Origin of the sequence: Paenibacillus harenae DSM 16969, from assembly GCF_000422465.1 — a bacterium.
Taxonomy (GTDB): Bacteria; Bacillota; Bacilli; order Paenibacillales; family Paenibacillaceae; genus Pristimantibacillus; species Pristimantibacillus harenae.
On sequence record NZ_KE383842.1, the window covers coordinates 17,997 to 40,901 of the forward strand.

Annotated in this window: 17 protein-coding genes, 1 pseudogene and 1 riboswitch; of the genes and pseudogenes, 15 read left to right on the forward strand and 3 right to left on the reverse strand. The window is 54.0% G+C overall.

The window, feature by feature from the left end; translation table 11 throughout:
* Nucleotides 1-26: 26 nt before the first annotated feature.
* Entirely contained in the window at nucleotides 27-1,424 is a 1,398-nt protein-coding gene (sufB, locus tag H581_RS0110235) for a Fe-S cluster assembly protein SufB (protein WP_028609904.1), read from the forward strand.
* Nucleotides 1,425-1,528: 104 nt separating this feature from the next.
* Here the strand turns inward: sufB and H581_RS0110240 are convergent, their stop codons facing one another.
* The 3 genes from H581_RS0110240 to H581_RS39295 all read right to left on the reverse strand — a co-directional run bounded on the left by H581_RS0110240 (nucleotide 1,529) and on the right by H581_RS39295 (nucleotide 4,546).
* Nucleotides 1,529-2,572: an HD-GYP domain-containing protein gene (locus H581_RS0110240; RefSeq protein WP_342663399.1), complete on the reverse strand. Its 1,044-nt coding sequence runs from the start codon at nucleotides 2,570-2,572 to the stop codon at nucleotides 1,529-1,531.
* A gap of 104 nt (nucleotides 2,573-2,676) precedes the next feature.
* Complete coding sequence (locus tag H581_RS0110245; protein ID WP_051250642.1) at nucleotides 2,677-3,756, reverse strand: ThiF family adenylyltransferase; 1,080 nt, start codon at nucleotides 3,754-3,756, stop codon at nucleotides 2,677-2,679.
* 55 nt (nucleotides 3,757-3,811) lie between these two features.
* A complete protein-coding gene (locus H581_RS39295; protein ID WP_028609907.1) occupies nucleotides 3,812-4,546 on the reverse strand; it encodes a molybdenum cofactor biosynthesis protein in 735 nt (244 codons plus the stop codon).
* Nucleotides 4,547-4,647: 101 nt separating this feature from the next.
* Here H581_RS39295 and moaA point away from each other — a divergent pair, with 101 nt between their 5' ends.
* The 14 genes and pseudogenes from moaA to H581_RS33645 all read left to right on the forward strand — a co-directional run.
* Entirely contained in the window at nucleotides 4,648-5,649 is a 1,002-nt protein-coding gene (gene moaA / locus H581_RS0110255) for a GTP 3',8-cyclase MoaA (protein ID WP_028609908.1), read from the forward strand.
* Nucleotides 5,650-5,658: 9 nt separating this feature from the next.
* Nucleotides 5,659-6,126 (forward strand): hypothetical protein, encoded by a 468-nt coding sequence (locus H581_RS0110260; RefSeq protein ID WP_028609909.1) that lies wholly within the window; start codon nucleotides 5,659-5,661, stop codon nucleotides 6,124-6,126.
* Between the two features lie 39 nt (nucleotides 6,127-6,165).
* On the forward strand, nucleotides 6,166-7,608 hold the full coding sequence (locus tag H581_RS0110265) for a bifunctional metallophosphatase/5'-nucleotidase (RefSeq protein ID WP_028609910.1): 1,443 nt from the start codon (nucleotides 6,166-6,168) through the stop codon (nucleotides 7,606-7,608).
* Between the two features lie 143 nt (nucleotides 7,609-7,751).
* The gene (locus H581_RS0110270) at nucleotides 7,752-8,870 is read left to right on the forward strand and encodes an HD-GYP domain-containing protein (RefSeq protein WP_028609911.1); all 1,119 of its coding nucleotides are present in this window, start codon (nucleotides 7,752-7,754) and stop codon (nucleotides 8,868-8,870) included.
* A gap of 161 nt (nucleotides 8,871-9,031) precedes the next feature.
* The gene (yfkAB, locus tag H581_RS0110275) at nucleotides 9,032-10,171 is read left to right on the forward strand and encodes a radical SAM/CxCxxxxC motif protein YfkAB (protein WP_028609912.1); all 1,140 of its coding nucleotides are present in this window, start codon (nucleotides 9,032-9,034) and stop codon (nucleotides 10,169-10,171) included.
* Nucleotides 10,172-10,247: 76 nt separating this feature from the next.
* On the forward strand, nucleotides 10,248-11,279 hold the full coding sequence (gene ytvI, locus H581_RS0110280; RefSeq protein ID WP_028609913.1) for a sporulation integral membrane protein YtvI: 1,032 nt from the start codon (nucleotides 10,248-10,250) through the stop codon (nucleotides 11,277-11,279).
* An 86-nt stretch (nucleotides 11,280-11,365) separates the two neighbouring features.
* Nucleotides 11,366-11,469: riboswitch (TPP riboswitch) on the forward strand.
* 306 nt (nucleotides 11,470-11,775) lie between these two features.
* Nucleotides 11,776-13,539 carry a phosphomethylpyrimidine synthase ThiC gene (gene thiC, locus H581_RS0110290; RefSeq protein ID WP_028609914.1) on the forward strand — a complete coding sequence of 588 codons (1,764 nt, stop codon included), beginning with the start codon at nucleotides 11,776-11,778 and terminating at the stop codon, nucleotides 13,537-13,539.
* On the forward strand, nucleotides 13,532-14,650 hold the full coding sequence (locus H581_RS33635; protein ID WP_051250644.1) for a ThiF family adenylyltransferase: 1,119 nt from the start codon (nucleotides 13,532-13,534) through the stop codon (nucleotides 14,648-14,650). Before thiC ends, H581_RS33635 begins: the two co-directional genes overlap by 8 nt.
* A complete protein-coding gene (gene thiE / locus H581_RS0110300; protein WP_028609915.1) occupies nucleotides 14,643-15,497 on the forward strand; it encodes a thiamine phosphate synthase in 855 nt (284 codons plus the stop codon). The genes H581_RS33635 and thiE overlap by 8 nt, the downstream gene beginning before the upstream one ends.
* A 17-nt stretch (nucleotides 15,498-15,514) precedes the next feature.
* Nucleotides 15,515-16,321: a thiazole synthase gene (locus H581_RS33640; RefSeq protein WP_036718884.1), complete on the forward strand. Its 807-nt coding sequence runs from the start codon at nucleotides 15,515-15,517 to the stop codon at nucleotides 16,319-16,321.
* The gene (thiO, locus tag H581_RS0110310) at nucleotides 16,321-17,463 is read left to right on the forward strand and encodes a glycine oxidase ThiO (protein ID WP_028609916.1); all 1,143 of its coding nucleotides are present in this window, start codon (nucleotides 16,321-16,323) and stop codon (nucleotides 17,461-17,463) included. Before H581_RS33640 ends, thiO begins: the two co-directional genes overlap by 1 nt.
* Nucleotides 17,464-17,836: 373 nt before the next feature.
* Nucleotides 17,837-18,877: a FecCD family ABC transporter permease gene (locus H581_RS0110315; RefSeq protein WP_028609917.1), complete on the forward strand. Its 1,041-nt coding sequence runs from the start codon at nucleotides 17,837-17,839 to the stop codon at nucleotides 18,875-18,877.
* Between the two features lie 2 nt (nucleotides 18,878-18,879).
* Complete coding sequence (locus H581_RS0110320) at nucleotides 18,880-19,911, forward strand: FecCD family ABC transporter permease (protein ID WP_028609918.1); 1,032 nt, start codon at nucleotides 18,880-18,882, stop codon at nucleotides 19,909-19,911.
* Nucleotides 19,912-20,041: 130 nt separating this feature from the next.
* Nucleotides 20,042-22,905 (forward strand): annotated as a pseudogene (locus H581_RS33645) (hypothetical protein); the annotation flags it as partial.

The following is a 22,905-nucleotide window of genomic DNA, read 5'->3' on the forward strand; positions in this document are numbered from 1 at the left end:
AAGTCGAACAAAGGAGCGTGAATCAAATGGCAAAATCAATGCCGGAAATGGAAGAGTATAAGTATGGTTTCCGCGACGAGCACAAGTCGATTTTTCAATCGGGCAAAGGCTTGACACCTGAAATCGTTCGGACCATTTCAGAAATGAAAAACGAACCGGAATGGATGCTTGAGTTCCGTCTGAAGTCGCTTGAACAGTTCAACAAAATGCCTATGCCTCGTTGGGGCGGCAATATGGACGATCTCGATTTCGAGGATATTCAATACTATGTCAAGCCATCCGAGAAGCAGGGCAAGACGTGGGAAGAGGTTCCTTCCGAAATTAAAGAAACGTTCGATAAGCTCGGCATCCCTGAAGCGGAGCAAAAGTTTCTAGCGGGCGTATCGGCTCAATACGAATCCGAGGTTGTCTATCACAGCATGCAGGAGGACTTGGAGAAGCAAGGCGTTATCTTCACGGATACGGATACGGCGCTTCGCGAGCATCCGGAGCTGCTTCGGGAATATTTCGGTACGATCATTCCTCCGAACGATAACAAGTTCGCGGCATTGAACAGCGCGGTATGGTCGGGTGGAAGCTTTATCTACGTTCCAAAAGGCGTGAAATGCGATATTCCGCTCCAAGCCTACTTCCGGATTAACTCCGAGAACATGGGACAATTCGAGCGTACGCTTATTATCGCCGACGAAGACAGCTCTGTTCACTATGTTGAAGGCTGTACGGCGCCGGTATACAGCACGAACTCGCTTCACAGCGCGGTCGTTGAGATTTTATGCAAAAAGAACGCACGCGTTCGTTACACGACCATTCAAAACTGGGCGCCGAACATTTATAACCTCGTGACCAAACGCGCGGTTGCAGATGAGAACGCAACGATGGAATGGGTAGACGGGAATATCGGCTCCAAGCTGACGATGAAATATCCGGCAGTCGTATTGCGCGGCCGCGGAGCGAAGGGTATGGTATTGTCGATCGCGGTTGCAGGCAAAGGGCAGCATCAGGATGCAGGCGCGAAAATGACTCATCTTGCTCCGGATACAAGCTCGACGATTATTTCCAAATCGATCAGCAAGCACGGCGGTAAAGTAACGTATCGCGGCCTTGCATCGTTCGGACGCAACTCCGATGGCGCGAAAGCGAACATCAAATGCGATACGCTCATCCTTGATAACGAATCGACATCGGATACGATTCCTTACAACGAGATTTTGAACGATAACATTACGCTTGAGCATGAAGCGACAGTATCGAAGGTTTCAGAGGATCAATTGTTCTATCTGATGAGCCGCGGCCTTAGCGAAGCGGAAGCAACGCAGATGATCGTTATGGGCTTCATCGAGCCGTTCACGAAAGAACTGCCGATGGAGTATGCGGTGGAGATGAACCGTCTGATCAAGTTCGAGATGGAAGGCAGCATCGGTTAATTAAAATAACAAAACCCCGCCTGCAAGCGATTGGTAAGCGCCTGCGGCGGGGTTTTTTTCGTTATATAAGGATGGGGGGCGGGGCATTTTTATGCTGCACTTGTCTATAAATAAACATGTTTGATTTCGTAATCACGTTCAATGGTTAAGTCGATGAAACGCTCGTCGATCTGGACAAGCGGCTGGAAAAATTCGATCGGATGCGTCATGACGATGATACCGACTTCTCCTGAAACGAGCTCCGCCCGTTTGCCGATGAAATTGGGGATCATATGCTTGATGAAGGTATGCGTCGTGAACGGATCAAGCTCATCGAAGCTTAACCGGTAAAGCTCCTTGAGTACGAATAACAAGTCTCTTTTTTGTTGATATACCCGCTGGGAGATCATTGCGCTGTAGACATCGGCAACGGCAATGATTTTGGAAACGGGATGGATATCGTCGGCCTCCAGGCCGTTCGGATACCCGCTGCCGTTCATCCGTTCATGATGCTGGAGTGCGCCGATCGCCAGGAAAGGATCATCAAAGGAGTTTAAAATGATCTCATGACCGTAGATGGTATGCTTCTTGATTTCTTCGAATTCCCTTTCAGTAAGCTTGCCCGGTCTATTAAGAACCTCGCCCGGAATTTGGCACTTCCCGATATCGTGCAGGAAGCCGGCTTTACCGATCGTTGCGGACTCTTCATTCGAATAACCCGTCCAAGTGGCAAGATAATAGGATAACATACCGACTTGAACGGAGTGCTGGTAGACATAATCATCGTTTGTATTTAACAGAAGAAGCATAGAGACGACATCGCGTTCCATCTGCAAATTATTCAATAGGGGCTGAATAACAGCGGTTACTTCCTGATCGTCCACCTTACCGTCGACAAGCGCATGGTTAAAAAATTTCTCGAAGCTCTTGACAGCGTTTTCGTAAATAGGCTGTACGTTCGGGAGCCATTTCGGATTCACCGTCGTCTCGAGCGTACGGGCGGCCGGCTCATCGCTGGCTCTATTTTCAATATCAACATACTCGATTTGATGTTGAAATAGTCTTGATATTTCTTGGTCGTTTACGATCGTTCCTTTGGAGAGCACATGAAGCCCGAAGTTATTAAACGTGTCATGGCTCAAAAGATCCCCATTGATTAATTCTGTCACATGAACCCTCATCAAGACACCTCAATTGCAAATTGTTATATAATTTTACTACTATAGTAACAATGAATTGATAGGAAGGCAATAAGAGGATATTTCGCAAGCGACTAATCTCCTAATATTTCAGCATAAATGGATCTTGCTTTCGTGATTTGATCCGTGCCTTGAATGATAGCGCGGCCATCGCTAAATAAAACGAAGGTCAGCTCGTCCTTAAGAACTAAACGAAGCAGGAAGCGATTCGCCGTAACGCGGCCGACAGGCTGCAGCCTTGCCGCGAGCTCATCTAATTGGATCGACACGGGATAGCTTGGCGAGATTTGTACGGAATTGCGGCCGCACAAGGCGGCAGCGGCTGGGCCGGACGACTGCCCGTTCAAATATTCGAAGCGGGCATGCCCGCAGCAATCGCAGTCATTGCGTCTGGCATTCGCGACGGAAACAGGAAGCCAGGCATGGTTCCAAAGATCGACCTGGAACAGGGTCCGGTGCAGCGCTTGCGAATTGCCCGATAACAGCTTGATGGCTTCGGCCGATTGCAGGGAGGCGATAATATCGACGATCGGCGATATTACGCCGGCCGTTTCGCAGGTATCCGTTGTTCCGGGCGCCGGCGGTTCATTGAACAAGCAGCGATAGCAGGGGGTCTCGCCGGGGATCACGGTCATTGTCATGCCGGAAGCGCCGACCGCCCCGCCGTAAATCCATGGAATATGATGCTTGACGCTGTAGTCGTTTATTAAATATCTGACGGAGAAATTATCGCTGCCGTCAATGATAACATGAACGCCGTCCAACAGTTCATCGATATTTGCCGCCGTTAAGTCCGCGACACAGGCTTCTACGGTGACCGAGCTGTTCATTTCGCGCAAATGATTGGCAGCGGCTTCGGCCTTTGGAAGTAAAGCTCTAACATCCTGCTCCGTATACAGCATTTGCCGCTGCAGATTGCTCCACTCGATAATATCGCGGTCGATGACCCGGACAAAACCTACGCCCGAACGAACGAGATGCTGGGCAATGACGGAGCCTAGAGCGCCCATGCCCACGACTGCGGCACGACTTTCGCCCAGAGCTTGCTGCCCTTTCTCTCCGACGGGGGCAAATCGAATCTGTCTTGCGTAACGAGAGACAGAGGAGGAAGCGGCTAATTCGATAGCGCTCGCCGCAAGCTTATCATGATTCATATATTATTCTCCTTCCTTCTCCTATTATCCGTTTCAAGTTTTTCGCTTTAAAGGATTAAAAGTCCGTCAACGGGACGGTAGGATTCCAGGGGCCGAGCTGATGCCCCTTCCATTCCGAGCCGTCTTCCCATATTTCCTTTTTCCAAATCGGCACAATCTGCTTTAAACGTTCGATCGCGTACCGGCTGGCTTCATAGCAGCTGTCCCGGTGCGGCGAGGATACGGCAATGACGACGCTCGTCTCGGCAATTCCGACTACCCCGATCCGATGAGTAATGGCACACAAAGCGCCCTGCCACCTCCCGGCAATCTCCTCCCCGATCTGCCTCATCGTCGCTACGGCCATCGGTGCGTAGGCTTCATATTCGAGCTTTGTCGTCCGTTTGCCTTGCGTCCATTCGCGCGTTGTCCCTACGAAGGTGATGGCGGCGCCATGCTCGGGAACGATCACTTTCGCCAGTACGGCATCGGAGCTTATGGGCTCGTCCGTAATCAAGTAGAGATCATCCCGGCCTGCGGCGGGGACCGATTGTTCTTCGCCGCCGGAAACGGGCGGGAGCAAGGCCAGCTCGTCATTAACCCGTAAAATCGTATCATCAGCGGCATAAGTATGGTTACAGGCAATAAAGGAAATACGGATAAGCGGGCTATGGTCCGGGTAAACGGCGGAAACAGCATCCTTTAATTGCTTTGCGGTCATATGGTCATCATGGGATTGAAGCTGCAGCGAGGGAACGCCGATCCGTTCGGGAAGCCCCGCAAATAGTTGAATCGTCCACTTGAATGTCATGTTACAAAACCTCTCATCTTTTTCGCATTGGTTGATTATAGAATATCATAATTCGTAAAAAAATGTTATGCTTGTAGGTACATAGAAAGGGAGTGGAGCTCATGCCGGCCTTGACGGACCGCTTTGGACGGGTACACGATTACCTGCGAATATCTGTTACCGATCGCTGTAATTTGCGATGCTTATATTGCATGCCGGAAGAAGGCATGACGTTTACGGAATCCGAGAACCTGCTGTCCTACGATCAAATCGTAGAAGTCGTGGAAGCGGGAGCCGAGCTGGGCATATCCAAGCTGCGCATTACGGGCGGCGAACCGCTCATCCGTCCGGACTTGGACGGACTGATCGGCAGACTATCCGCCATACCGGGCATTCGGGATATCGCTTTAACGACAAACGGCATTTTTCTTGCGAAGCAAGCGGAGGCGCTGCGTGCAGCCGGCCTTAACCGGGTGAATATAAGCTTGGATACGCTTGACTCCGCCCGTTTCCGTTTTATTGCGAGACGCGGCGAGCTAAAGCGGGTGCTGGAGGGAATTGAAGCTGCGGCGGCGGTCGGGTTTCAGCCCATCAAACTGAACTGCGTCCTGCTGAAGGAAGTTAATGAAGATGAGATCGCAGCGTTTCTAAAGCTGGCTTACGAGCAGCCGATGCACGTCAGATTTATTGAATATATGCCAATCGGCCACGCGGATGAGAATTGGAGAAAGCACTATCTGCCGCTTACCCGCGTGCTGGAAGTGGCGGAGCGGGAGGGTTACTCCTTCAACCGCGGTCCGAACGTGCACGGCAACGGCCCTTCCGAAGATTATCAGATCGAAGGCGGACGGGGTTCATTCGGGCTTATCCATCCGATCAGCGACCACTTCTGCAGCAGCTGCAACCGGCTTCGTCTTACGGCGGACGGCTCGATTAAGCCGTGCCTGTACTGGGTCGATGAGCTGAACGTGAAGGAAGCTCTCGGCAATCCGGAGGCGATGCGGCGTGTGCTGCTCCGTGCGATGGATATTAAACCGGAGAATCATGAAATGGCCGCCAAGTTGGCGAATGAAGGGCTGTCGCATGTGCCTACGGACCGGCGCATGTCCCAGATCGGAGGTTAATAGAGACCTATGCGTGAAATCATAATTGAGCATTTCGAGCTTGGCCGCCGAACGACGAATGCCGTAGAGATGGCTGAACTGGCGGGAGAGAGCTTTCCCATAGCCGACAGAGTCCCTGAGACGGCCGGAGAGGCTTTCGATTGGCATAGATGGTATAAGGCCTGGCTGAGATACTGCGGGGTTCATACGCCGGCTGAGACGCCGACGCAGCTTATCGTTGAAGCGGCGGATACGTTCGAGGCGGCGATTCCGTGGGAGCAGCTGGAGCAGGCGGCCGTGCTGTATTCGGTTGCCGGAGAGCCGTTAACGGCGGCGGGTCCCATCCGGCTATACGTGCCGAACGGAAGCAGCAAGTGCCTGAATGTGAAGAGCATCGTCAAGCTGACGATTGGGCAAAATGCCGGAAGCGGGAGCCACGATGCGTCCTACGGGTTTAAACGGACGTTTAAGGCGGACGACCTGCGGATGAAAAAATAAAACGCCATAGAACGAAGCGATGAGGAGGCATGCAATAAGTTGTCGGATCGTATACGTACCCAAGTTGTGCTTATTCACAGCAACGATATCCACAGCCGGCTGGAGAATGCCGCAAAAATAGCATCCTTCATCGCAAAGGAACGAATGGTAACCGGATGTGACCGGGTGCTTGCCGTCGACTGCGGCGATCATATGGACCGGATGCGCATCGAGACGGAAGGAAGCGACGGCATTGTGAACGTGGAGCTGCTGAATGCCGCAGGCTATGAAGCGATCACGCTGGGCAATAACGAGGGGCTTACCTACACTCGCCAGACCATAGAGGAAGCTTATGTTAATCGCGCGAGGTTTACCGTTGTATGCGCGAATATGAGGGATTCCGAAACCGGCGGGCAGCCGGATTGGCTCGTGCCCTGCACCGTTATCCGTAAGAACGGCCTTCGCATCGGCTTAATCGGGGTAACGGCGGCGTTCAACGATTTTTATTCCTTGCTGGGGTGGGAGGTATCGGATCCCGTCGAAGCGATAAGGGAACAAGCGGCCTTGCTGCGGGACCATGCGGATGTGATCGTTGTCATGTCTCACCTCGGCATTTCGGCGGATCGGCGGATCGCGGAAAATGTGGAAGGCGTCGACCTCATCCTGGGTGCGCATACCCATCATTTATTGGAGGAGCCGCTTGTCATCAGCGGCACTACCATCTGCGCAGCCGGAAAATTCGGCGAGTATGTCGGGCGGGTCGAAATCGGGATCGATCCGATGACCGCCCGCCCCGTGTTCCGCGCAGCCTGCGTGCCGACAGCCGCAATGGCGGAGCATCCCGAAGCCGCCGCAATCATCGGCGGCTATCTCGAGGCGGGACAGCGCCGCCTGAGCCGGGTCATCGCCCGGCTCGATGCGCCGCTGCCCGCCCTGGCCGAGCGGGAATCGCCGCTCGGCAACCTGCTGGCCGCCGGCCTGCGCGGCTGGGCCGATGCCGAGATCGGCATCGTCAACGCCGGACAGCTGCTTGGCGGCCTCGGGCAGGGGGACGTGACAGCGGGCGAACTGCACGCCCTCTGTCCGTCGCCGATCAACCCTTGCCGGATGATCATTGCCGGCAGGCACATCAAGACAGCGCTGGAGCAGTCGCTGCTCCCCGAATTCATTCATAAGCCGATCAAGGGCTTCGGCTTTCGAGGCGAAGTGCTCGGCTCGCTTGCGATTGACGGCATGAGGATCGAATATGATTCCTTGCGTCCGGCGATGGACAAAATTACCGCGGCGGAAGTGAATGGCGTTATGCTCGAGGACGATCGCCTATATACGGTAGGAACGATCGATATGTTCAGCTTCAAGGCAGGCTACGAGACGCTCGCCAATGCGGAAAGCATGAATTTTTATTTGCCGGAGTTTATTCGGGATGTCATTGCCTCCCAACTTCAAAATTCGACGAATCTCCAAGAATGCAGGCAAAGCCGCTGGAATGATCGGTCTGTTTAGCAATTTAACTGTAGAACACACGGAATATATGTCGAAATATAGCAGAAAATCATTGCGGTTTTGTCGATTTTCCCTTACATTAACATTACGATCGGCTTTTTCCGATGTAATAAGTAACTGACCGTATAGGGAGGATCGAGAAAATGCGATTGCTGCCGATTGTGAAATGCAGGCCTGGTATGAAGCTGGCCAAAAAAATATTTTCTCAGGACGGGCTCGTCCTCCTCGGTGAAAATATTGAACTGACGGAACGCCTTCTTTCGAGGCTGGAACAGTGCGGCATTCAGTATGTGTACATAGCGGATTCAAGAACGGAGGATATTGTCCTGCCGTCTTTAATATCCGAGGAAACGATGCAGCATGCGTTGAAGGATGTGAGAAAAAACTTCCGCGCCATGATGGATCGTCCAAAGCGCGAGAAGGGCATAACTTACCCGTACATCGCCCAGCCCTTTAAACAGTTGATGAACCAGATTATAGATGACCTATCCGGGCATCAGGATGCGATGATTATGCTGCTTGACATGGGCTCCGTCGACCATTATTTGTACCAGCATTCATTGAACGTCTGCGTGTACACGATGCTGCTGGGCATGGCTTACGGCTATTCCCGGGATGAGCTTGCGACGCTCGGGATGGGGGCGCTTCTGCATGATATCGGCAAAACACAAATTTCAATCGATGTGCTGAAGAAGCCCGGCTCCCTCTCAAGGGAGGAGTTCGAGTCGATGAAGCTCCATACCCGGATCGGCTACGAGCTGCTGAAGGACGAACCGAATATGCCGCTGCTCGTTGCGCACTGCGCCCTGCAGCATCACGAACGAATAGACGGAAGCGGATACCCTCGGGGAATCAAAGGAAATGAAATCCATGATTATGCGAAATGGGTCGGACTTGTCGATTCCTATGACGCGATGACGACAAATCGCATATACAGCGATCCCATTCTGCCGCATCATGCCATCGAGAGGCTCTATGCCGGGAGCGGTACCTTATATGAGCAGCGGATGCTTCAGCTGTTCCGCGATAAGGTCGCGATCTATCCGATCGGCATTTCGGTGAAGCTGCAGACCGGTGAAGAAGGCGTCGTATCGGACATCAATCATTCTTATCCGCATCGGCCTGTTGTGCGGGTTTTGTACAATGAAGCTGGTGAAGAGCTGAGGACGCCTTATGAAATCGACTTGTCCAAGCGGCTGACTATGATGATCGTCGGCGTCAATGACGATATAAGAGAAGCGCAGCAAGTCGCGGGTGTGTAACGGACTGGAGCAGGGGAGCCGATAAGGCTCCTTTTTTCAAGGTTCATCCCGCTTCAAATTGGAAATATAAATAAGAGTGAGATTGATTTGCTTCCAGCGGGGTCGGACAGTACAATAATAGATAATGTTTTATCCCAGAATATGAAGTCAGGTGTTGAAAAATGAGTATGATAGATTTACGGCAATCCGATAAACCGATGACAGCCCTATCGCCGGCGAATGATCCCTGGGATCCGCTCCGCTCGCTGCAGATGAACGGGAGACACCGGTTGACCAGCGTAGAAATGACGGTTTCCAACCTTTGCAATATGCGATGCGAGCATTGCGCGGTAGGAGATACTCTTGTGTTGTCAGAGCCCGCGAAGCTGCCTCTCAAGCGGATGCTGAACCGGCTGGACGAGGTCGAGAAGCTGCGGACGATCAGCATAACGGGAGGAGAACCGACCTTCTCCGACCGGACGGTACGCGAGTACATGGTTCCGCTGCTTCAATATGCCCGCAGCCGGGGCATTTACTCCCAAATCAATTCCAATATTACCCTGCCGTACAGCAGATATGAGCAGCTGGCCCCTTATTTGGACGTCATGCATATTTCATTCAACTATACCTCTGCCGAAGATTTTCATCAGATCGGCTTTGCCAAGGCCGGCCACAACGTTTCGTACGATACGGCCGCCAAGCTTTACGAACGAATGATCGACAACGCGCGAAGGCTCAGCGAGACCGGCGTGCTTGTATCCGCGGAGTCGATGATCAATTACAGAACCTATGACAAGATCGACGAGATTCACCGCCTCATCGTGGAGATGGGCTGCAAACGCCATGAGGTGCATCCGATGTATCCGAGCGCATTCGCGAAGGATCTGCCTGTGCTGCCGCGCGGGCATATGCTGCAGGCGATTGAGCGTCTGCTGGGAGCGAGGGATTCGTCCGTATGGATGCTGTTCGGAACGCTCCCTTTCTATCACTGCAGCGATAATGCGGATGAACGCAAGCTGCTAAGAAGGCTAGCGGGCGAGCCGAACGTAACGGTGCGCAACGATCCGGACGGACGGAACAGATTGAACGTCAATTTGTTCTCCGGCGACGTATTCGTGACCGACTTCTCCGATGTGGCGGCTTTCGGGAATATCACGTCCTCGAAGCTGGACGACGTGTTCGATAAATGGCTGGAGCATCCGCTCGCCGGCAGCGTCAATTGCCATTGTCCGGCGGCAGCGTGCTGCGGACCGAATTTGCTGGTGAAGGATATGTATTACAAGGACGTTGATTTCCATCGGCGCCGCGCCGTACTTGACTAGTTCGGGACAGGACGGGGTCAATAGGCTTAACAGCGGCAGCAAACGCATATAGAAATAGAGAAGGGAGGCCAATTTTGTGTCTATTAAGACAATCGTATTTATTGCATTAGGGCTATTGATGATCTATTTGTTGTTTACCGTCGGCGCGCCTTTCCTGCTTGCACTCGTCGTGGCGATTTTTCTTGAGCCGCTCAATCAGCTTTTTATGAGGAAATTCCGAATGAACAGGCTCGTTGCGGCTACGGTGTCAAGCAGTATTTTCACGATTATCCTCATTGGATTGATCGCTCTTCTAGGGGTGAAGGTTGCCGCCGAGCTTATCGCCTTTTTCAAAAAAGTTCCGAATTACTTCGAGAATGCCAACGGCTTCGTCGACGATCTGATGTTAAGGGCCCAATCGCTCTATCAGAATTTTCCGCCCGACGCGGTCGAGACGCTTGAAGGGTGGCTGCAAGGTCTGACGAGCACGATTACGAAGATGGTCGGATCGCTCTCGAATACCGTTATCTCATTCGCTTCGAGCATTCCGGGCATGTTCATTTTCTTTATCGTATTTCTGGTTGCGGTCTATATGTTCAGCTTCAGCCTGAATACGATGAAGGCCACCGTCTTGTCGATGTTCGACGAGAAATCGCAGCCGCAGGTCGATGATGTTTTAAACAATTTGAAAAAATCGATTTTCGGATTTTTACGTTCCCAGTTTATCTTGAGCGCCCTTACATACATCATCTCGTTGATCGGCCTGCTCGTGCTCGACGTGAAATATCCGCTGGCGATCGCGCTGCTTATTATTATCGTTGATATTATGCCGATTCTCGGAACGGGGTCGGTCCTCGTGCCTTGGGGTACTTATCTGCTGGTAACAGGGGATCTTTACGCCGGTGTAGGACTTATTATCTTATTCCTGTTTATTACCGTGTTCCGCCGGATTGTTGAGCCGAAAATTCTCGGCGACTCGGTCGGTATCGGGTCTTTGTCCGCGCTGATCAGCCTATATGTCGGCTTCAAGCTTGTCGGAGTGATCGGGGTGTTCATCGGCCCGCTTGTCGTCATCGTATATATGGCGGCACGCAAAGCAGGCTTGTTCCAAATGAAAATTAAGCTGTAGCGCGGCCGGAAGCAGATGCCTTTCTGCACGGCGGCGGCAATAAAAGGGTTGACACTTCTTTAGAGCGCGCGTTATAGTCTAACAAGGAAATCCACTAGGGGCGCCTTCACGGCTGAGATAAAGCGAGAGCTTTGGTCCCTTCGAACCTGATCTGGGTTATGCCAGCGTAGGAAAGTGGGATTGTGCGTTTATGCAATTGCGCGAGAAGGCTGCTCCGCCGTTTACAGCTGCTTGGTCGGCTTGAAGGCGAACGAAATGCCGATCGGTACGGGCCAGCCCGTGTCCGGGTGCCCGCGCGTAACGACACACTTCAACCGCTCCCTCGCCGGGGCGGTTTTTTTGTTGCGATTACGCGATGAATGCCGCCGAGGCGAGCCCGGTTTTCGATAGCGACAGCATCGAGAACCGGGGAGGAGCTGTTCCAGAACTTTTCTTATACGCCGCTTGCATGCCTCCAGGAGGAATTCTAACTATTCCATTGGGAGGTTTTTTGTTTATGCCGATTTTAACGACGCCGCTGCCGGGCAGCCGCAAAGTGTATGTAGAAGGATCGAAGGACAGCATTCGGGTGCCGATGAGAGAAATTGCTTTGGAACCAAGCACGGGCAGGAATGGAGAGGTGCTCCCGAACGAAGCGGTAAGGGTCTATGATTCGAGCGGTCCCTACACGGACGAAAGCTATACGGCAGACGTTAAGCGCGGCTTGGCCGCCATTCGCAGCGAATGGATTCAGGAACGGGGAGATGCGGAGCATTACGAGGGCCGCGAGATAAAGCCCGAGGATAACGGCTTCCTGTCTGCGGAGAAGGCGCAGGAGCGGGGCGCGGAACGATTTCCGGGCTACATGCGGCAGCCGCTGCGGGCGAAGGCGGGACAAAATGTAACGCAGCTTCATTACGCGCGCAAGGGCATCATTACGCCGGAAATGGAATATATTGCGATTCGAGAAGGGATGACACCGGAGTTCGTACGCAGCGAGGTTGCGGCAGGCCGTGCCATCATTCTGGCAAACATCAACCATCCGGAAAGCGAGCCGATGATTATCGGCCGTCACTTTCACGTCAAAATCAATGCGAATATCGGCAACTCCGCCGTAGCCTCTTCGATCGAGGAGGAAGTGGAGAAAATGACCTGGGCGACGCGCTGGGGCGCGGATACGATCATGGATTTGTCGACCGGCAAAAACATTCACACCACCCGCGAGTGGATTGTCCGCAACTCGCCCGTGCCTGTCGGAACGGTGCCGATCTACCAGGCGCTGGAGAAAGTAAACGGCAAAGCGGAGGAGCTCAGCTGGGAAGTATTCCGCGACACGCTTATCGAACAGGCGGAGCAGGGCGTTGATTATTTCACGATCCATGCCGGCGTGCTGCTGCGATACATACCGCTCACGGCGAAGCGGGTAACGGGAATCGTGTCCCGGGGCGGCTCGATTATGGCCGCTTGGTGTCTCGCCCATCACAAGGAAAATTTCCTGTACACGCATTTCGAAGAAATATGCGAAATCATGAAGGCGTATGACGTATCGTTCTCCCTTGGCGACGGATTGCGTCCCGGCTCGATCGCCGATGCGAATGACGCTGCGCAGTTCGCCGAGCTCGATACGCTGGGCGAATTGACGAAGATCGCCTGGAAGCATGACGTGCAGGTCATGATTGAAGGCCCGGGACATGTGCCGATGCATCTGATCAAGGAGAACATGGACCGTCAGCTGGAGGTTTGCGACGAGGCCCCGTTCTACACGCTTGGACCGCTTACGACCGATATTGCTCCGGGCTACGACCATATTACTTCGGCGATCGGCGCCGCGATGATCGGCTGGTTCGGAACGGCCATGCTTTGTTATGTAACGCCGAAGGAGCATCTTGGCCTGCCGAACAAGGAGGATGTGAAGGAAGGAGTTATCACGTATAAAATCGCGGCGCATGCGGCCGATTTGGCGAAAGGCCATCCGAGGGCGAAGCAGCGCGACGACGCTTTGTCGAAGGCGCGGTTCGAATTCCGCTGGCGCGACCAATTTCATTTATCGCTGGATCCGGAGCGGGCGATGTCCTACCATGACGAGACGCTCCCTGCCGAAGCGGCGAAATCGGCTCATTTCTGTTCGATGTGCGGCCCGAAATTTTGCAGCATGCGGATTACGCAGGATATCAGGGAATATGCGGAGCAGAACGGTATGGAGACAACCGAGGCGATTGAAGCCGGGATGAAGGAGAAGTCGGAAGCGTTCAAGGCATCCGGGAACATGATTTATGGCTAGGCAAGACGAAACGATCTGGGCGGACCGCTATTCCAGGCAGACCAGATTCGCGCCGATCGGGGAAGCCGGTCAGCGGAAGCTGGCCGGGTCCTCCGTGCTAATCGTCGGAGTTGGCGCGCTGGGCGCCTCGCTTGCCCAGCACATGGTGCGGGCCGGGGTTGGCGAGGTTCGACTCGTCGACCGCGATTTCGTCGAGCCGAGCAATCTGCAGCGCCAGGTGCTCTTCGATGAAGCGGATGCGCTGGCCATGCTGCCGAAAGCCGTCGCGGCCGCGAATAAGCTGCGCGGCATCAATAACGAAGTGATGATTACCGCTGAGGTAGCCGATGTTAACGCAGCGAATGTCAGCAAGCTGGCAGAAGGCGTGCAGCTTGTGCTGGACGGTACCGATAATGCCGCGACAAGGCTGCTGCTGAGCGCCGTCTGTTTCCGGCAGCGCATTCCGTTCATATACGGCGGAGCCGCAGGGGCCGAAGGAATGAGCGCGGTTCTCCTGCCCGGCCATACCGCATGCCTGCGCTGCTTGATCGGCGGCCAGGAAGCGGCGGGAGGGGGGGATACCTGCGATACGCTCGGGGTTCTGTCGCCGATTATAGAGCTGATTGCTTCAATGCAGGCGGTCGAAGCGGTCAAATGGCTTACCGGCAATGCGAGCGCGATAAGGAGAACCTGGCTTAGCGTTAGTCTGTGGCCGTTCCGGATGCGTGAATCGGCAATACCTTCAGGGCAGGCGGGATGCGTTTATTGCGGCGATCAGCAAAGCGGCAGGGGAGCGACGCGGGAAGATGGGGAAATCAAGCCGGAAGCCGAGGAACTCGAATCGTCGATTTTGTGCGGGAGAGATACGGTGCAGGTGACCTTGGGAAGGCCGTTCGAGCTGGAGAGGCTGGCGGAACAGCTGGAACAATCGGATTGCGCGGTGACGGTCAACAAGTACTTGGTTCGGGCCCAGCTTTCAAGCGGAGAATCGCTTGTTCTGTTCCCTGACGGAAGGGCGCTTGTGCAGGGGACGGCCGACAAGGACCGGGCGGTTCAGCTGTGCAGGTTCTACTTGGCCGGTCAGAGTACGGGAAGACCAAAATCTAAAATAGGAGCGCTGGCAGATGGATAAGCCAAATTGGAATCAATTTCGATTGTACGTCATTACGGCGGAAGCTAATCATCCCGGCAAAACGCTAGCCGATGTGATGGAGCAAACGTTAATTGGCGGCGCCCACATCGTGCAGCTTCGCAATAAGACGGGCTCGCGCGCAGAGGTATTGGAGCAAGCGAAAGCTTTGCGGTTATTAACGCGAAAATACAACGTGCCTCTTATTATCAATGATTATCCGGATATTGTGCTGGAGACGGATGCCGACGGAGTGCATTTGGGCCAGGACGATCTGCCGATCGCCGAAGCGCGGCGCCTGCTGGGACCGGACCGGATCATCGGCATATCGACGCATAATATCGGGCAGGCATTGGCCGCCGAGCGGGATGGTGCCGATTATATCGGCGTCGGTCCCGTCTTTCCGACCGATACGAAGCCGGGACGCGCTGCCGTATCGACCAGCTATGTGGCGGAGGCGGCGCGTAGTATTTCGATCCCGTTCGTCGCCATTGGAGGCATCACGCCGGCTAACGTGGATGAAGTGCTGGCAGCCGGCGCGAAGCGTATTTGTTCCGTATCGGCCATCGTGGGCAGCCCTGATCCGGCAGCGACGTGCCGGGCCTTCCTTCAGCGGATCGAAGCGGCTGAAGGCAAGGAAGCCGGACGGCAGAAGCAGCTGACGGTGAACGGACGCGCGGAGCAAACAAACGCAAGAACGATCGAGGAACTTGTCAGGCAGCTGGGACAGCAGAATAAGAGGCTCGTCGTTGAGCTGGACGGCGTAATCGTACAGCGCGCGCTTTGGGCGGAGACCGAGCTTCGGAGCGGTGCCGCCGTAGAGCTCGTACAATTTGTCGGAGGGGGTTGAGCAGGTTGGGAGAATCGATGGAGAGAGACCCTTTCGTCATCGCGGGTCATACGTTGAAATCGCGTTTCTTGTTTGGAACGGGCCGATTTCCCAGTCCCGCCGTGCTTCAGATGGCGCTTGAAGAATCGGGAGCCCAAGTGATTACGTTCGCTGTCCGGCGGGTTAACCTGGAGAGCGTAGAGGATGATTCGGTGCTGCAGCATGTGGAAGACCGGCAGACGTTTTATTTGCCTAACACTTCCGGCGCAAGCACGGCCGCAGAAGCAGTCAGAATCGCCCGGCTCGCAAGAGAGGCAGGCTTAGGGAAATGGATCAAGGTTGAAATCAGCGGCGACGCGAGGACGCTGCTGCCCGATCCGATCGAGACGCTGCGCGCGACGGAGCAGCTTGCGGGCGAAGGCTTTACCGTTCTGCCTTATACGTCGGATGATCCGATCCTGTGCAAGCGGCTGGAGGAAGCCGGCGCTGCGGCCGTCATGCCGGGAGGCTCGCCGATCGGAACGGGGCTTGGATTGTTAAATCCGTATAATTTGGGACTAATCGTCGAGCAGGCCCGCGTCCCTGTCATCATAGACGCCGGGATCGGCTCGGCGAAGGATGCGGCGCAGGCCATGGAGCTTGGAGCGGACGGTATTCTGGCGAATACGCCGATCGCGAAAGCGCAGGACCCCGTCATGATGGCGCGCGCATTCCGTCTTGCGATTGAAGCGGGAAGGCTTTCGCGGCTGGCCGGCCGAATTCCGAAGAAAAAATATGCCTCCGCGAGCAGCGATTGGGCAGGTTCGTTGTTCGAAGCGGCTGCGGGCATGGGAGGCAAGCAGTAATGCCGGCTCAAATCGTGGTATTGGGCGGCGGTATCATTGGTTTGTCCTGCGCCTTCGAAGCGGCGCGCAGAGGGATGAAGGTGACGCTTGTCGAGCCGGGGAGGTCAGGCGGTCAAGCGTCCGGAGCAGCCGCGGGAATGCTGGCGCCGTTCTCGGAAAATACCGAGCAGCCGGACAGCTTCTTTCAGCTATGCTTAAGCAGCTTGAGCCGTTATCCGGAATGGATCGCTGCCGTGGAGGAGCTGTCGGGAATGCCGACGGAATACATCCAAAGCGGCAGCATCAACGTCTTCATGCATGAAGCGGATTTGCTGCCGATCGAATCCAGGCTGCAGTGGCAAAATAATTGGGGAGCGAAAGCCGAGCTCGTAGACGCAGCCCGGCTTCGGAAGCTGGAGCCGATGCTGTCCGCATCGGCCATCGCCGGCGTATACACGCCCGGCGAGTGCCATGTGTACGCGCCGAAGCTGGTGGCGGCGCTCGAAGAGGCGTGCCGCACGTTAGGCGTTGTTATTTTGGATCATGCAGGTTTTATTGAGGAGATAAGTTCCTTAGCCGGCGGCGGAGCGGCCATCCGCACTCAAGCATTAGACCATCCCGTATTTGCGGATCGACTGGTCGTATGCGCCGGAGCCTGGGCAGGCTCGTATGAGCGCTGGTTCGGATTATCAATACCGGTACACCCGATTCGCGGACAGATATGCTCGTTTGATCACGGTCCGGACGAAGTCAGGCATATGGTGTTCTCCAGTCAAGCTTATTGGGTGGGCAAAAGAAACGGGAGACTGGTATGCGGAGCTTCCGAGGATGTCGCCGGCTTCGACACAACGGTGACGGACCGCGGCATCGACCGTCTGATTCGCAGCAGCAGCCGTGTTTTTCCGTTCTTGCAAGCACGGGACACGAAGCACCGGTGGGCGGGGCTGCGGCCGGCGACCCGTGACGGCTTGCCGCTGATTGGCCACGTTGAAGGGAATCCCGCGGTCATTATGGCGTCGGGGCATTACCGGAACGGCATTTTATTAAGCCCCATTACGGCATCGATCGTCGCGGATCTGCTGGAGGAGAAGGTAACGGCGCTGCCGATTCAATCTTTTGCTCCGGGCCGCTTTACGGCGGCGGTTAATATTGCCAGGAGCTGAAACGGCTCATGATAGGAACATGGGGATAACCCGGGCTGCATGAAGCTTGTTTCTGTAATTCCAGCATTGAAAAATAATATAAAATCTGCTATATTGAAAACGAGAATCGTTATCATTACAGCGGATTTTTTTTATACTATAAGACTTTAAGAGTGTAGCATTCATAAATGGACTTATATTTCACAGCGTTACCGTTTTTAGGGTGAGCTTGCTTCAAGAGCTGCTTCAGAAAATACGGAGTAAACGGTTGCGTCCTTAGATAAGGACGCCGATAGGCGTTTCTGCTTGATTAAGACTGATTGATCTGTGCTCCTTCATTCTTTATCATCATGGTTATTCATGCTAAGTTTACATACAGAAGGGTAGTTAGGACATGTATTCTCCATCCAGTACGAAGGAACAGGCCGCCGAGAAGCTGCACGCGCGTCCGTTTCTGGCCATTATGATTTTGTTCGGAGGGCTTGGCGCATTAATTCTCTCGCTTGCCTTATCCATATCCGTCGGAGCTGCAGATATTGATTTGCGAACGGTATGGGAGGCGGTTTTTCAATTCAATCCTGAGCTGTCCCATCATCAAATTATCAAGGAGCTCCGCATGCCCCGCGCTCTGGCCGGCGCTCTGGTCGGAGCGGCCTTTGCCGTGGCCGGCGCGATCATGCAGGGAATGACCCGCAACCCGCTTGCCGATTCCAGCCTGCTTGGCGTTAATGCGGGAGCGGCTTTCATGCTGGCTGTCTGCTTCGCTTTTTTCCCTTCTATGTCGTATATGGGGCTTATGCTCGTTTGTTTTGCAGGCGCGTCCGTCGGATTGGGCCTCGTCTACGGGATCGGCTCGCTGGCAAAGGGAGGCTTAACCCCTGTCCGGCTGACTTTAGCCGGAGCGGCGGTTGGCGCGCTCCTGCTTGCGATTACGGAAGGAATCGCGATTTACTATAATATCGGACAAGATTTGGCTTTCTGGTATGCCGGGGGTTTGTCGGGAACGAAGTGGCTGCAGATTCAGACGGTATCGCCATGGATCATTATCGGATTGCTTGCGGCACTGGCGCTCTCCCGTTCCATTACGGTGCTGAGCTTAGGCGACGATGTCGCTGCCGGACTTGGGCAGCGGACGGGCCTAATCAAAGGCATCGGCGTTATTATCGTCTTATTGCTTGCCGGAACGGCCGTCTCGGCTGTAGGCTCAATCGGCTTTGTCGGGCTGATCATTCCGCATATCGCCCGTTATTTCGTTGGCGTGGATTACAGGTGGATTATCCCGTGCTCAGCGATCATGGGCAGCTTGCTGATGGTGCTGGCGGACATTGGCGGCCGGCTCGTTAATCCTCCGGCCGAGACCTCAATCGGCATCATTATTGCCGTCATCGGCGTGCCCTTCTTCCTGTATCTCATTACGAAGATGAGGGAGGAATAGCCATGAATACGACCTCTATTTCGGCTGTCGAGCAGCGCAGAATAAAACGTGCGCTTATCGTAATGACTGTGCTTTTCGCGCTCATCGCGGTTTCTTTTATTATAAGCATGAACACGGGTGTTATCCGGCTGTCGCCCCTCGATGTATTTAGGACGCTGTTCGGCGCAGGTACGGCTAAGCAGGAGCTGATTCTGTTCGATTTCCGGCTGCCGCGCATCATCATCTCCCTATTAATAGGAGCGGGCTTCGCCGTGTCGGGCTGCATCATTCAAGGGCTGTCCCGCAATCCGCTCGCTGACCCGGGTTTGCTTGGGATTAACGCGGGAGCCGGATTAGCTGTTATCTTATTTATTATTTATTATCCGACCACGGAGAAGGGCTCTATCTATATGATGCCATTGCTAGCCCTGCTCGGGGCGGCCTTGGCGGCGCTGCTTATCTACATGCTCTCTTACAAAAAGAACCGGGGACTGCTGCCGAACCGGATGATACTGGCGGGGATTGCGGTAGCTGCGGGTATAAACGCTGTCATGCAAATATTGACGCTGCGGATTAGTCCGGAGAAATATCAATATTTTGCGGTATGGATGGCCGGCAGTATTTGGGGAACGAATTGGAAGTTCGTGTTGGCCCTTGTTCCTTGGATTCTCGTAATCCTGCCATTCGTCCTCTATAAGGCGAAGGTGCTAAATGCGCTTCATCTTGGCGATCAGCTCGCGATTGGCCTGGGTGCCCGGGTGAACAAGGAAAGGGCATGGCTGTTGATCGCGGCGGTCGGTTTGGCCGGATCTTGCGTTGCGGTCGGCGGAGGAATCGGTTTTGTCGGATTAATCTCTCCCCACCTGGCAAGAAGGCTGGTCGGTCCTCACCATCAGTTTCTGCTTCCGGCATCGGCTTTCGTGGGCGCTCTTCTGGTTATCGTGTCCGACACGATTGGCCGGTCGGCCTTTCAGCCGAATGAGATCCCGGCGGGAATCGTCGTGGCCGTTGTCGGGGCGCCCTATTTCTTGTATTTGCTGTCCAAATCGAAATAATCGAATAACAATGGGATAAACCGCGGGAAGCGTTCGAAGCTTCCGCGGTTTTTTATTTTGGGCAAGTAGCGAGCCCATGGGTTAGTGCATATATTACCTATGACATTTCAGGTGGGAGAAGGAGAGGACAATGGCAAAAAGCAGAAGAAGGAAGGCCTCCAAGGGGCAGAAACCGCTTTTTTATGTCGATAATCCGAATACTTCCGAATTAAAGTGGCTGGATGAAGGGAAGAAGAAAAATGCTGCCGAAAGGTTGGCGGCCAAAACATCCATAAAAGCAGAGGAAGCAACAGAGGAAAAGGCGAGTATAAACACTGTAACGACTGTATTGACGCCGCCAATCAGAATTACTGCTGAAGATGCGACGATTCCGAAGGCAGAGCCGCAGGAAGCGATTGAGGCGGCAGTACAAGCAAAAGAGCCTAGTCTTGCAGAAAAGCTTGCTAAGGTAGAGGAAAGAAAAAATCCGGCTGCGCCGATTTCATTTATCTACACGGATGATTTGACCGATTTGTCCATTACCTCGGAGAAAATTGCGCCAGGGGCTGTCACGGGGAGCAAGCTGGCTGCTGGCAGCGTGCAGGGGAGCACGATCGCCGACTACGCTATTGAAAGCATCCATATTGCCGACGAGGCTGTACATGCGGCGAAGATAGCTCCCGAATCGGTCGGCAGCGAACATTTAATTAATAATTCAATCACAGGTGCAAAACTCCAGGATTATTCGGTTCCAGGCAGTAAGCTTCAAGATAACAGCATCACTTCTGAGAAGCTTGCCGACCGTACGATTCATGCCAGCAAAATTGCGGACGGTTCGATCGATTCGAGGCATCTAAGATCGCTTCTTATCACCTCGGAGCTGCTGGCCGACCAATCGGTCGTATCCGAGAAAATTAAGAGCGGCGCGATCCGACCGGAGAATTTGGCAAACGAAGCGATAGACGGCTCTAAGCTGGCCGAAGGGGCCATAACCCGGTCGAAGCTGCGGGACGGCGCTGTTTCAAGCGAGAAGATTGCGGATGGAGCCATTGACGCGAATCATTTGAAAGCAGGGATATTGCTTGCCGAGCATGTTGCCCTAGGCAATATTATGGGTAAGCATTTGGCCCCGGGAGAAGTAACGGCTGAGCATCTGGCGGAAGGAGCGGTTGGCACAAGGGAGCTAAGGGCAAAATCCATAAAGTCCGAGCAATTGGCGGACGGCGCGGTGTCTTCCTCACATTTGCAGAAAAGCTCCGTCCAAAGCGGACACGTAGGAGCCGGGCAAATAACAAGCGAACATCTCGCTGATCAAGCCGTAACCTCGACCCAGCTCGCCGATCAATCCGTATCGACAATCAAGCTGGTCGATCACTCCATTACGCTATCGAAGCTTTCCGACCAAAGCGTTAACGCACAGAAGCTGACAAACGATTCCGTGCATAATCGCCATCTCAGCAGAGGAAGCGTGACCTCTGTCAAAATTGCCGACGGGCAGGTGCTTCTGTCGCATTTGTCGGCAAATTCCGTATCATCCAAGCAAATCATCCCGCTAGCCGTCGAGAGAGAGCATTTGGCGGATGGGATTATTAATGAAGATAAGCTGGCGCCTTTGTCGGTACGTGAAGAGCATATAGGGGTTAATGCCGTTAATATGGCCCAGTTGGCAGATCAGTCCGTATCGCGATACAAGCTGACGGAAGGCGCGGTGGACGATCATATTCTTGCGGCTGAAGCCGTAGCGACCAAACATTTGAAAGATGAAGCCGTAACGTTTCAAAAAATTGCGCCGGGTTCGCTGCGAGCCTATCACCTCACCGCTGGCTCCGTGACGGGGGAAGCGATTTCGGCCGATGCCGTTAACGGTGATCATTTGCAGTCAGAAAGCCTTGAGAACCGCCATCTGAAGGATGGCATCATCGATACGGATAAACTGCAAAACGGTGCCGTAACAAGCAACAAGCTCGAATATGGCGCTGTAACTGAGCGATATATCGGAGCGGGCGCCGTCTTCACGCACCATTTGGCCGATCACGTCGTAAATTCCCTTAAGCTTTCTCCGGAATCGGTGACGGAGGATAAGCTTGCCGATCTGAGCGTATCCGCCTCCAAGCTTGCCGACAGCAGCGTCAGCAGCGAGAAGCTGGCGCCTAATTCGGTAACGGCGCTTCATATAGCCGAACAATCCATTACGGGCCGGCATATCCCGCAGGGGGAAATACAGGCGCTTCATATTCAAGCAAACGCAATCGGAGCCGGTCATTTGTCCAGTCAATCCGTAGGCGAAGTGGCGCTGCAGGACGGCGCGGTCACTTCATCCAAGCTAAGCGGCGGCTCCGTTCAATCGAAGCAAATTGCGGATGAAGCGGTGCAAGGACGCCACTTGGCGAATAACTCCGTATTCGGAACCCATTTGAACGAAGGCAGCATACACGGCTTTCATCTGGCGGATGAGTCGATCACTTCGGAGAAGCTGGCCGCAGAGGCTGTTGGAGAGCAGCATTTGCAGCAAGATTCGGTTAGCGGAGAAAAGCTTCAATTCGGCGCTGTGAGCACGGACCATGTAGCGGAAGGGGCAATTACATCCGATAAAGTTGCCGATCTGGCGATTGGCTCCAAACAATTAAAGCCGGATTCAATCAGCGAGACCCACTTGAAGAAGAACAGCGTTAGCGAGCTTGCGCTCCAGAATGAATCGGTAACAAGATCAAAGCTGGCAATGGATTCCGTTTCGAGCGAGCATGTACAGATCGAATCGTTATCCGGCAAACATCTGAAGCCTGAGACCTTGCAGGGCTATCATCTTCGGAAAGGCTCGATTACGTTAGCCCATTTGGCCGCCGATGTGCTTGCTTTCGACCGAATCGGTGAAGAAAGCATGACAGGCAGCAAGCTTAAGCCAGGCGCAATCGGAAGCAAGCAGCTGTCGGACGGCAGCGTAACGAGCGATAAGCTGGCGGCAGGCAGCGTAACGAGCGGTAAGCTAGCGACGGGCAGCGTAGGAACGGAACAGCT

Excerpts from the sequence above, each read along its gene's own strand:
- sufB (WP_028609904.1), top strand. The coding sequence starts at position 27 with ATGGCAAAATCAATGCCGGAAATGGAAGAGTATAAGTATGGTTTCCGC.
- H581_RS0110245 (WP_051250642.1), bottom strand. The coding sequence starts at position 3,756 with ATGAATCATGATAAGCTTGCGGCGAGCGCTATCGAATTAGCCGCTTCC.
- H581_RS39295 (WP_028609907.1), bottom strand. The coding sequence starts at position 4,546 with ATGACATTCAAGTGGACGATTCAACTATTTGCGGGGCTTCCCGAACGG.
- moaA (WP_028609908.1), top strand. The coding sequence starts at position 4,648 with ATGCCGGCCTTGACGGACCGCTTTGGACGGGTACACGATTACCTGCGA.
- H581_RS0110260 (WP_028609909.1), top strand. The coding sequence starts at position 5,659 with ATGCGTGAAATCATAATTGAGCATTTCGAGCTTGGCCGCCGAACGACG.
- H581_RS0110270 (WP_028609911.1), top strand. The coding sequence starts at position 7,752 with ATGCGATTGCTGCCGATTGTGAAATGCAGGCCTGGTATGAAGCTGGCC.
- yfkAB (WP_028609912.1), top strand. The coding sequence starts at position 9,032 with ATGAGTATGATAGATTTACGGCAATCCGATAAACCGATGACAGCCCTA.
- thiC (WP_028609914.1), top strand. The coding sequence starts at position 11,776 with ATGCCGATTTTAACGACGCCGCTGCCGGGCAGCCGCAAAGTGTATGTA.
- H581_RS33635 (WP_051250644.1), top strand. The coding sequence starts at position 13,532 with ATGGCTAGGCAAGACGAAACGATCTGGGCGGACCGCTATTCCAGGCAG.
- thiE (WP_028609915.1), top strand. The coding sequence starts at position 14,643 with ATGGATAAGCCAAATTGGAATCAATTTCGATTGTACGTCATTACGGCG.
- H581_RS33640 (WP_036718884.1), top strand. The coding sequence starts at position 15,515 with ATGGAGAGAGACCCTTTCGTCATCGCGGGTCATACGTTGAAATCGCGT.
- thiO (WP_028609916.1), top strand. The coding sequence starts at position 16,321 with ATGCCGGCTCAAATCGTGGTATTGGGCGGCGGTATCATTGGTTTGTCC.
- H581_RS0110315 (WP_028609917.1), top strand. The coding sequence starts at position 17,837 with ATGTATTCTCCATCCAGTACGAAGGAACAGGCCGCCGAGAAGCTGCAC.
- H581_RS0110320 (WP_028609918.1), top strand. The coding sequence starts at position 18,880 with ATGAATACGACCTCTATTTCGGCTGTCGAGCAGCGCAGAATAAAACGT.